General features: G+C 57.6%; 2 protein-coding genes and 1 pseudogene. All 3 read right to left on the reverse strand.

All coding sequences use genetic code 11. The annotated features are described in order from the left end of the window. Positions 1 to 570: DUF4335 domain-containing protein (locus IGS51_RS15040; RefSeq protein WP_297079417.1), on the reverse strand; the 570-nt coding region annotated here is incomplete at its 3' end. Next, a pseudogene (locus tag IGS51_RS15045) lies at positions 567 to 1,150 on the reverse strand (DUF3038 domain-containing protein). The pseudogene IGS51_RS15045 and the gene IGS51_RS15040, both read right to left, overlap by 4 nt. 177 nt (positions 1,151 to 1,327) lie before the next feature. Further along, entirely contained in the window at positions 1,328 to 1,612 is a 285-nt protein-coding gene (locus IGS51_RS15050; protein ID WP_297079418.1) for a DUF427 domain-containing protein, read from the reverse strand. Positions 1,613 to 1,863 lie beyond the last annotated feature (251 nt).

Genomic DNA, 1,863 nt, shown 5'->3' on the forward strand with positions numbered 1-1,863 from the left:
CAAGAAGAACAGCGCCGCAGCGGCCGCCGCCAGACCCACCAGCCCAATCGCAGCGGGCACGACCTGCTTGGTCATGGGTTCATGCGTCACCGCATAGCGACGCGACACGGGCGCAAGCTGGGGAGCAAACTCTGGCAAGGTCTGACTATCGGCCAAAAACTGGTCAATCGCCTCCACTAGGTCAAAAAGCTGCACCGTCCGCAAATCAATCTGCACCGGAGCCGCGGACCTGCCGCCATTCGCCTCGCCCACAAAGGAATCTGGCTTGACCGTCAGCCGATGCAGATCCGGCTCAACTCGCTCCAAAGACACCAATTCCCCTTGTCCGGGTTGGGTGTGGGGATGGGGCACGCCGCTGAGAATCCCCTGGGCATAGTTGCTGGCTGTAATCGCCAGATCTTCCAAAAACGCCCGGCCGCCGCTAATTGGTTTTGGCTGGCCGGCAAAGTGGCACTCGGCATTGGTCACCATCGACACGACAGGACGCACCGCCGTCGCCGTCGCCCCGTCGCTCAGTCCTTCGACCACCAGCTTGCAGTTGGGCAGGGTATATTGCCGCTGAATCGTCATGCCACTTCTCCATCAAACAAGCTCGTCCAAAGTCGCTGGGGGCCGGCCGTGCCCGTGCAGAAGAGAAGCTGACGCAGCAGTCCCAGCGCTAGGTTATTCAGCTTTTCGTCCGTGTCGTAGAGCAATACAGCGGCGCGGCGCGGGTTCATGCGAGCGCGAAAGTGTGCCCGAAAGCGCTCTAGATATTCTGACAGGCGGAAGTGATGCTCTGCCGAAAGGTTGCGATCGCTCAATTGCTGATGCGCCAGCAGAAGCTGCCGAATCACCCCCGTCAGTCGCCGCGCCAGGTTGCAAATCACCAGAACCATCGCCTTGCCCTCTGCCTGGGTCAGCGTTTTGCGTTGGCTGCCATAGCGTCGCAGCGGGTTGGCGCTGCGGAGCCGCCACAGCCCGACGCGATTTTTCACGATGCTTTCAGCAGCGCTTCGGAGCCGCCCAGGTCCAGCGCTTCGATCGCCAGCAGCAGCAAGTCGAGTTGCACCCGCGCCCGCCGGGGAAGGGTGTCGCCGGGAACCGCGATGTCGGGTAGGGTTCCCAAAATAGGGGGGATGGATTGGTCAGGCGGCGTTTGTACTTGCATTACTGTACTTGCATTACGGTACTTGCACGACTTCTCAGGCGGTGAAGTCATCTCGGTCTGCCCCAGAGAGCCAGTCTGCCAGCGGTTTGACGACCAGATTTGGATAGCCAGCGCCCGGACAAACCTGTATCACTAGAACGCTATGACTGGGGGGTTCGACTTTAGGTTGCCCGCGTTTCAAACTTCGACCTTCACGCCGCGCCAAAACGCAATGTAGCCTGTGATTTCCTTGGCGGCATCTTTGGGCGTTGGGTAATACCAGGCGGCATCTTTGTTGACCTGGCCATCGACCACGATGTTGTAGTAGCTGGCAACGCCTTTCCAGGGGCAGGTGGTGTGGGTATCGCTGGGCTGAAAATATTCAGATTTGATGGCATCGGGCGGGAAGTATTGGTTGCCTTCGACCACCACGCAGCGATCGCTCTCGGCTAGCACGGCTCCGTTCCAAGTTGCTTTGGGCATGGGTTTGTCCTAATGAATACCTGTTAATACCGGATAAGGAGTTGTACAGATCGCTTAAGAACGAGCAGCTAAGAATTGGGGGGTTAAATTGGGCAGTTCACTTAAACCGCGCGGGGCTTTGATGACGCGGAGCGTTAGCTTTCATGGAATTCCACCTTCAATGAAAACTTCTCGTGCTGAGCATAGTGCTGAAAACTGGGGAATGCTGAAATCCCAAATTGTAACTCTATGCAATGTGTAACTTTCAAACT

It is taken from the genome of Thermoleptolyngbya sp. M55_K2018_002, assembly GCF_015295965.1.
Taxonomy (GTDB): Bacteria; Cyanobacteriota; Cyanobacteriia; order Elainellales; family Elainellaceae; genus Thermoleptolyngbya; species Thermoleptolyngbya sichuanensis.

Coding starts and splice junctions, on each gene's coding strand:
- IGS51_RS15050 (WP_297079418.1), bottom strand. CDS start 1,612: ATGCCCAAAGCAACTTGGAACGGAGCCGTGCTAGCCGAGAGCGATCGC.